This window comes from Ruegeria sp. Ofav3-42, assembly GCF_022347725.1.
Taxonomy (GTDB): domain Bacteria; phylum Pseudomonadota; class Alphaproteobacteria; order Rhodobacterales; family Rhodobacteraceae; genus Ruegeria.
In genome coordinates, this window is the sequence record NZ_JAKRGB010000027.1 from 22,602 (window position 1) to 29,621 (window position 7,020).

A 7,020-nucleotide genomic window follows, 5' to 3' on the forward strand; every position below is an offset into this window, starting at 1 on the left:
CCTCCGGCCGACTCCGCCACTGTGCGCTGTTAGCTCGACCAGCTTGCTAAATTCATAACTCCGATATCGCCAGCAACGATGAATCCGGCTTCAGTATTGCGCGTGACATCGTCGACAGTTGTGCCCGGCGCGAGCTCTCTGAGAACCAAGCCATCCGCCGTTGGCGTAAAAACCGCCAATTCGGTTACTATCAAGTCCACGGGTCTGGTCGAAGTCAGAGGCAAGTCACATTCGGCCACAACCTTCGATTTGCCTTTTGCTGAATGCTGCATCGCGACGATGACGCGGCGCGCGCCGGTAACCAGATCCATTGCGCCACCCATGCCCGGTATCAGCTTGCCCGGAACCATCCAGTTTGCCAGCCGCCCCATGGCGTCCACCTGCAGCCCGCCCAGAACCGTCATGTCCAAATGGCCACCTCGAATAATGCCGAAACTCATCGCGCTATCGATGGACGCAGCCCCCGGCACGGCGGAGACAAAGCCGCCACCTGCATCCGTCAGATTTTCGTCCTCCATCCCCTCGGGTGGGGGGGCGCCCAAACCGATGACACCGTTCTCGGCCTGAAAAAACACGCCGGCGTCCAAGGGTAGATGATTGGCCACCAAACTCGGCAGGCCAATACCCAGATTGACGAGCATTCCGAATTTGATCTCTTGCGCCACACGCCGGGCAATGATGTCTTTGGGGCTGGTTGGCAGGGTCATTTGCTCGCCCTTTCAAGAATGTGATCCACAAGAATACCCGGCGTCTTGACACTGTCGGGCGGAATAGCACCAACCGGCAGTATATGCTCAGGCTCGGCAATCACGGTCTTTCCAGCAAGCGCCATGACCGGATTGAAGTTATGCGCGGTCAGCGAATACTCGAGATTGCCGACATAGTCGCAATTCTTGGCGGAGATCAGCGCAAACTCGGCCCATATGGCCTGCTCCAGAAGGTAGTCCTGGTCGCCAACGGTCACGATTTCTTTTCCTTCCGCGACACTGGTACCCAATCCTGTCGGCGTGAGGAATCCACCAAGCCCGACGCCGGCTGCGCGTATCTGTTCCACCAACGTGCCTTGCGGAACAAGTTCAACCTCGATCTCGCCGGACATCATCATTTCCTGTGTCTGCGGGTTGAGGCCGATATGGCTTGCCACAACACGGCGCACGGCATTTGCAGCGATCAGCTTGCCGATTCCGACATCAGGCACCGCGGTGTCATTTGCGATGATCTCAAGGTCTTTGGCGCCTCGCGCAACAAGAGCATCGATGATCCGGTTCGGAGTACCAACGCCCATGAAACCTCCAATCAAAAGACTGGCGCCATCGGGGATAAGTTCCGCAGCATCTTCCGCTTTGATGGTTTTTTTGTGTAATGCGCCCGCTCTAATCGCCCGCGTCGGCCTCAAAACTCTCGCCTCGAACTAAGGCGCCTTGCAAGTGATTTTTGGCCGGGAACTAAACACAACTACGCGCATAGGCAGCCCTTGTCCGAAGGCACAAAGCCGGATACACGTGTCGGTACATTCGGGTTGGAAGACCACGCCCGACTTGGCGGGCGTGGCGGTCTTTACTTTGCGATTTCAATCGCTTCCTGCAAATCGTTCAGCGAACCGATCTGGTTGGCGAGGATCAGAACCAGACGCGCGTTCATGTCATTGGCGTCTTCATCCGACAGATCGCGCTGTGCATCTGTGAGCAGTTGATAGAAATCGTCCGGAGACTCGATGTTGGGCTTCAGGTTCAGGCTCATCAAATTGCTCCTGCCGTAGCTTTGGAAATCGCGGATTTCACGGCGTCCGCGTCGAATCTGCGCCAGCGGGCTGAGATATGCTGATCCGGGCGGATCAGATACAGCGCGCCCTCCTCCGCGTCGTAGCGCTCGGAAACCAACCCCTTTGGATCGTCAAAGCTGCTGCCCAAAGTGACCACCTTCGGCGTGAAGGCTCCGGCATCGACCGGCTCAGCCTCAACGCCCAAGGCAAGCAGGACAAAGCCGCCAGTGAACTGGTCCAGCAGCCAGCCGTCCTTGCCGCCCACGACAATTGGCGCGTCAGAGGCGCAAGTGCCGGGCGTCATCCGCCCCTTCCACGCGCCGCCATCGGCCGTGTTTAGCGCGCTATCGAGATACGGCGTCGGCGTGGACAACCGGCCCGAATTGACCAGCGGCCGGGCAAATTCGGTCTTATTCGCAAGGTCTAATACAGCTTTGCGGAACCGCTTCGATGCGCCATTCTTGGGTGTGATGAAATCTGTAGAACGGGTTGAGTTCAGAAGGTTGTCGTCTGCCGCATAGGCCCGCTCGGCGTGGTAGGTGTCCAGCAGAGCGATCGGGGCTTCGCCACGCAGAACAGCAGCCAGTTTCCATGACAGGTTGTCAATGTCCTGAACCCCTGTGTTGGCACCACGCGCGCCAAAGGGAGAAACCTGATGCGCCGCATCTCCGGCGAACAGAACGCGACCATGTCGGAACTGATCTACACGGCGACAGGCAAACTGATAGACGGACGCCCATTCCAGTTCGAATTCCACATCCTCGCCAATCATCGCCCTGACTCGGGGAATAATGTTTTCCGGGCGTTTCTCGACCTCGGGGTCTGCGTCCCAGCCCAACTGGAAATCCAACCGCCAGACGTCATCGGATTGCTTGTGCAACAGAGCCGACTGCCCACGATGAAAGTCAGGATCGAACCAGAACCAGCGTTCGGCCGGAAAGTCTGCCTTCATCACGATGTCTGCGATCAGAAAACGGTCCTGAAAGAACTGGCCGGCAAACTCCGCCCCGACCATGCGCCGGGTATCCGAATTCGCGCCATCGCAGGCCAATAGCCAGCCCGCTTCGAGGGTAAATATCCCATCCGGTGTTTCAACCGCGATCTCGGCATAGTTATCGTACTGGCGCAGCGACAAGACCTTGTGTTTCCACCGGATGTCGATCAGAGGGTTCCGATCACAGGCTTCAACCATGTATTCTTCAAGATAGTATTGCTGAAGGTTGATGAAGGCCGGAATTTTGTGCCCGTCCTCCGGCAACAGATCGAAGGTATAGACTTCTTTATCGCGCAGGAACACGCGCCCCAGCTTCCAGTCGACGCCTTTTTCGATCATCCGTTCGCCTACGCCCAGACGATCCCAGATTTCGAGCGGGCGCTTGGCATAGCAGACGGCCCGAGAACCGACCGAGACCGTGTTATTGTCGTCAAGCACAACAACCTTGATCCCTTGCGCTGCAAGATCCAGCGCGGCGGTTAACCCGACCGGCCCGCCCCCGACGATCACGACAGGGTGGCGAACCGTCTGCCCGGATATCTGATCCTCGGACTGCACATAAGGAAATTCGGGGAAATCGTAGGTGTTCAGCATCACTTTTTCCCCAACTCTTTAGCGTGAAGCCAATCTGCATGCTGAGGTGCTTTCTTGGTGCGCGACCATTCTTCCAACATGTCCCATTTCACCGCGTCCAGCCGCTTAATCATTTCTTCTTCCTTTGGATCAGGACAAGCGAGTTCCACGCGGTGGCCGTTGGGATCGAAGAAATAAATCGAATGGAAGATCGAGTGGTCGGTAACGCCCAGCACATCGACGCCGTTGGCTTCGAGGTGTTCCTTGAACCCGATCAGCGTTTCGCGGTCCTTGACCTTGAACGCTATGTGCTGGACCCATTTCGGCGTATTCGGGTCGCGCCCCATTTCAGGTTTGGTCGGCAGTTCGAAGAACGCCAACACGTTTCCGTTCCCCGCATCCAGAAACAGGTGCATGTATGGATCGGGTTCATGCGTAGAAGGCACATGGTCTTCGGCAATTGCCAGCACAAAATCCATGTTCAGCATTTTGGTGTAGAACTCGACCGTTTCCTTCGCATCCTTGCAGCGATATGCGACGTGATGAATTTGATCGAGTTTGAGAGTCTGAGCGTTCATTTTGGCCTCCTCCAGATTCGTTGCATTTGCAATGATTAGCTCGGATCGGATTGGCGCAGTTTGATCTAGATCAAGTCGTTGCACTTGCAACGAGCTGATTTGGCGGGATAGAAGCAATCCCATGAACCAAGAAACTACCCCACACAAAACGGCCGAGGCCTTCTCTTGCCGACTCGTCGAGAGTCTATGGCCGCACTTACGGTGCTGTCACTGAACATGGGTGAGACCAAGCGTAAACGGTCGATTAATGCGGACTATGATCCGGGTGCGCTTCAAAAAAAGGCCGATAACTGACCCGACGCGTTCTTTTTCCGATCCGCAGAACGTCGCGCCCCAGGTGGAGAGACTCACGACGCGCGGGAAGAAGATGATGCGTGGTCTGTCAAAGTGGCAACTGCCCATCGTGACGGTTATTGATCGTGGCGGCCCCCATCTTTTTCGGCGGCTTCCGAACCGGAAAGGCGTGACACTGGAGCGGGCGATGCAACCACTCGGCCGGGTGGTGCAATGCTCTGTTCGGACGGCACCAATGGCTACGCATCTCTGGCAAGGAACGGTGGGGATTGAGCATTTTTTGGCCGATTCAAAGCGGGACACGCGTAGCTGCAAGCTGTTATATCACCGAGAATGTCAAATCGCGCCACGCCCGCTACGACCGGTTCATCCGACCGTTTTGCGGGCCTGCCACAAAGAACCTCAATGGCTACATTCGTTGGCTGGAGGTGCGGCCTTCCGAGCTTCGACCTGCGGAGATTATTCAGGCATCATAGACCCAGCATAGCACTTGGCAGAAATGTCAGCTCAAGGCGCGTGTTCGGTGACTAAATGCGCTGTCAGACGACACCCCAAAGGCTTTCTACTTCAAAGCCTTCAATGCCTTCAGCTTCCATGTCCGCTAACAGAGCGTCAGAGATAAAATTGAAATCACCTCGAAACCGGAAATCCCGCCACGCGGTTAAACCTTCGATTTCGGACTCCATCAACTTCAGGCCTTTGGCGGTCCTGCCGCCACCGCTTCGGTATGTCCACATGTGATTTCCATCCACCGGACCTGCAACCGTCGCAACGCCCAAGCAGATTGGGTCCACTGCATCCACTTTGCGGTAGACGTTCCATGCAAAAAAATCTGCAGAGTAAAGCGTCCCGTCTTTGCGATAAATCTCAAGTGGAAAGAAGGTCATCCCATCGCGATCACTCAGGTGAAGCTCAATGATCCCTTTCAGCTTCGCACTCACAACATAGCCCGTTCCAGAACTTTCAATAAAGTCAGGAAGCTCAGCTCCTTCGGCCAGTTTAAGCTTACGGGCCACATGTTCCGGGGCGCGGGCGCGCTCCGCACGCAAAAATTCGATCATATATGGATCGTCGAAATGATGCGTCAAAATGTATTTCGTTTCAGCTTCCTTTTCTAAATCAACCCCTGTGGTCACCCGCGCCTTTTCGGCTTCATCAAAGGCAATCAAACGAAACTTGCCGTAAAACCGACCACCGAACTGCTTTTGGATCAATGCTGGTATCAAGCTTTCTCCTTTAGGGTGACTATATTCGCCGCCTCGTAGTTTCGGCTATCGCGTTTTCTTTTGTGTTTCCAGAAGAATACGCGGTGCATCAACTACTTAGCTGATGCGGCAGCGAACATTGAAGGAGCCTTAGTCAAAAAACACTTTGTTGCGCACGGCAGACCAACACGGTTTGCGGACACTTCCTTTTTATTTATTCTTCCGACAGCAGATCGAGGGCGGCAATCAGTGCTTCTTCAGCTTCGCCAAGTTTGGCTTCCAAACTGGACTGAAACGACATTGCGATTGGGACCAGTTGGCTTAGAAGATCGGTGCCTTTTTCCGTCAGGGTGAGATTGACCAGCCGTCGGTCATCGGGATCTACAACTTTGGTGATCAGGCCACGGACTTCAAGCCGCGCTGCCGCCCGGCTGACCTTTGACTTTTCTAGGCTGACCCTCTTTTCAATGTCCCGAACCGACGGGTTTTCAGCATATCCAACATTCACAAGAACGCGCCATTCGGAATTCGAGATTCCAAATTTCTTCTTATATTGTTGAGCCATCTCTGCGCTCAGGTGCGCGGCCAGAACTGTAAGTCGATACGGCAAGAACCCGTCTAAATCGAATTCCGGCAAGCCTCTGGTGCTCATGCATCAATTTCCTTTCAGCGTCATTGAAGCCAGAGTTTCGTTGCACTTGCAACAAAAATATTGACTTCGTTGCATCTGAAACGTTTATTGAGGGCAAGCTCAAAGCCTGCCCGAATCGTTTGAACAGGAGACCCAGATGGCTGACCTCAAAATGAATAGCGGATTGACTGTCGCTGATGATGGGGCTTCTATTTCCAAGGGCTATATGCCTGGTTGGGCGAATGATTTTGAGACTGAGGCTTTGCCGGGTGCGCTGCCGCGGGGGATGAACAGCCCCCAGCGGTGCAATTATGGCCTTTATGGCGAACAACTCAGCGGCACTGCCTTTACCGCGAACCCGCCTGAGCGCACGTGGTGCTACCGCATTCGCCCCTCGGTAAAGCACTCGCACCGTTATGAAAAAGTCGATCTGCCGCTCTGGAAGTCAGCGCCGTGTGTTGACCCGGACGTAATCAGCCTTGGTCAATACCGCTGGGATGCGGTGCCCCATTCCGATGAAGGCCTCACCTGGCTGACCGGGATGCGCACGATGACCACGGCGGGCGACGTGAACACGCAGGTGGGCATGGCAAGCCATATCTATCTGGTTACTGAATCCATGGTGGATGACTATTTCTTCTCGGCCGATTCCGAGCTGTTGGTTGTGCAACAGGAAGGCCGCCTGCGCTTTGCGACCGAACTGGGGATCATTGACCTTGAGCCCAAAGAAATTGCCATCATCCCGCGCGGCCTGGTCTACCGCGTCGAGGTACTGGAAGGCCCCTGCCGGGGTTTTGTCTGCGAGAATTACGGCCAGAAATTCGAACTGCCCGGACGCGGCCCGATCGGCGCGAACTGCATGGCCAACCCGCGCGATTTCAAAGCGCCGGTTGCAGCGTTTGAAGACCGCGAGGTGCCCTCGACCGTGACGGTCAAATGGTGTGGGCAGTTCCATACCACCAGGATCGGCCAAAGCCCGCTGG

Annotated in this window: 8 protein-coding genes; 1 reads left to right on the forward strand and 7 read right to left on the reverse strand. The window is 55.4% G+C overall.

Annotated features, from left to right (window positions below):
* Nucleotides 1-29: 29 nt before the first annotated feature.
* The 7 genes from MHN28_RS23370 to MHN28_RS23400 all read right to left on the reverse strand — a co-directional run bounded on the left by MHN28_RS23370 (nt 30) and on the right by MHN28_RS23400 (nt 6,058).
* On the reverse strand, nt 30-707 hold the full coding sequence (locus tag MHN28_RS23370; protein WP_239345269.1) for a 3-oxoacid CoA-transferase subunit B: 678 nt from the start codon (nt 705-707) through the stop codon (nt 30-32).
* Entirely contained in the window at nt 704-1,378 is a 675-nt protein-coding gene (locus tag MHN28_RS23375; RefSeq protein WP_370645799.1) for a CoA transferase subunit A, read from the reverse strand. The genes MHN28_RS23370 and MHN28_RS23375 overlap by 4 nt, the downstream gene beginning before the upstream one ends.
* A 179-nt stretch (nt 1,379-1,557) precedes the next feature.
* Nucleotides 1,558-1,740: a DUF2783 domain-containing protein gene (locus MHN28_RS23380; RefSeq protein WP_239345271.1), complete on the reverse strand. Its 183-nt coding sequence runs from the start codon at nt 1,738-1,740 to the stop codon at nt 1,558-1,560.
* Entirely contained in the window at nt 1,740-3,350 is a 1,611-nt protein-coding gene (locus MHN28_RS23385) for an FAD-dependent oxidoreductase (protein WP_239345273.1), read from the reverse strand. The genes MHN28_RS23380 and MHN28_RS23385 overlap by 1 nt, the downstream gene beginning before the upstream one ends.
* On the reverse strand, nt 3,350-3,907 hold the full coding sequence (locus MHN28_RS23390; RefSeq protein WP_239345275.1) for a VOC family protein: 558 nt from the start codon (nt 3,905-3,907) through the stop codon (nt 3,350-3,352). Before MHN28_RS23390 ends, MHN28_RS23385 begins: the two co-directional genes overlap by 1 nt.
* 833 nt (nt 3,908-4,740) lie before the next feature.
* Nucleotides 4,741-5,415 (reverse strand): imm11 family protein, encoded by a 675-nt coding sequence (locus MHN28_RS23395; RefSeq protein WP_239345277.1) that lies wholly within the window; start codon nt 5,413-5,415, stop codon nt 4,741-4,743.
* Nucleotides 5,416-5,620: 205 nt separating this feature from the next.
* Nucleotides 5,621-6,058 carry a MarR family winged helix-turn-helix transcriptional regulator gene (locus tag MHN28_RS23400; RefSeq protein ID WP_239345279.1) on the reverse strand — a complete coding sequence of 146 codons (438 nt, stop codon included), beginning with the start codon at nt 6,056-6,058 and terminating at the stop codon, nt 5,621-5,623.
* A gap of 151 nt (nt 6,059-6,209) precedes the next feature.
* Between MHN28_RS23400 and MHN28_RS23405 the strand changes: the two genes are divergently transcribed.
* A partial coding sequence (locus tag MHN28_RS23405) for a homogentisate 1,2-dioxygenase (RefSeq protein WP_239345287.1) occupies nt 6,210-7,020 on the forward strand: 811 nt, incomplete at its 3' end.

What these genes read in the sequence shown, in the direction of transcription:
- MHN28_RS23370 (WP_239345269.1), bottom strand. Translation starts at nt 707, where the DNA reads ATGACCCTGCCAACCAGCCCCAAAGACATCATTGCCCGGCGTGTGGCG.
- MHN28_RS23390 (WP_239345275.1), bottom strand. Translation starts at nt 3,907, where the DNA reads ATGAACGCTCAGACTCTCAAACTCGATCAAATTCATCACGTCGCATAT.
- MHN28_RS23400 (WP_239345279.1), bottom strand. Translation starts at nt 6,058, where the DNA reads ATGAGCACCAGAGGCTTGCCGGAATTCGATTTAGACGGGTTCTTGCCG.
- MHN28_RS23380 (WP_239345271.1), bottom strand. Translation starts at nt 1,740, where the DNA reads ATGAGCCTGAACCTGAAGCCCAACATCGAGTCTCCGGACGATTTCTAT.
- MHN28_RS23385 (WP_239345273.1), bottom strand. Translation starts at nt 3,350, where the DNA reads ATGCTGAACACCTACGATTTCCCCGAATTTCCTTATGTGCAGTCCGAG.